The organism is Streptomyces sp. CA2R106 (assembly GCF_037034245.1).
Lineage (GTDB): Bacteria > Actinomycetota > Actinomycetes > Streptomycetales > Streptomycetaceae > Actinacidiphila.
On sequence record NZ_JBAGKC010000175.1, the window covers coordinates 1 to 495 of the forward strand.

General features: G+C 72.9%; 1 protein-coding gene. It reads right to left on the reverse strand.

Annotation, left to right across the window (positions count from 1 at the left end; genetic code table 11):
- Nucleotides 1-495: acyl carrier protein (locus tag WA788_RS35600; RefSeq protein WP_335984654.1), on the reverse strand; the 495-nt coding region annotated here is incomplete at both ends.

The following is a 495-nucleotide window of genomic DNA, read 5'->3' on the forward strand; positions in this document are numbered from 1 at the left end:
GACCGCGGATACAGTGGCCACGCCGTCGGTCCCACATGCCTCTGCGACCAGATACCTAGCAAGTTCCAGCGGGACGGGGTAGTCGAAGATCAGGGTTGCGGGAAGGCTCAGGCCGGTCTCGGCCGCGAGCCGGTTGCGGAGCTCCAGCGCGGTCAGCGAGTCGATGCCCATGTCCTTGAAGGCCCGCTGTGGATCGATGTCTCCGGGCCGGGCGTGGCCCAGGACAACGGCCGCGGCGGCCCGAACGACCTGTAGGACTTCCTGCTCGCGATCGGCCGGACCGAGCGCGGCCAACCGGACCGCCAGGCCACCCGCGTCCGCGGCCACGGCCGCGGTCGGGCGGGCCAGAGCGCCCCCAGCCAGACCCCGCAGTAGCGCGGGCACCGGCCGACCTCCACGAGACAGCCCCGTCAGGTCGAGGCGGGTCGGGACCGCCAACGGCGCGCCCCACGCGACCGCGGCCTCGAACAGCGCGAGGCCCTGCTCCGTCGTCAA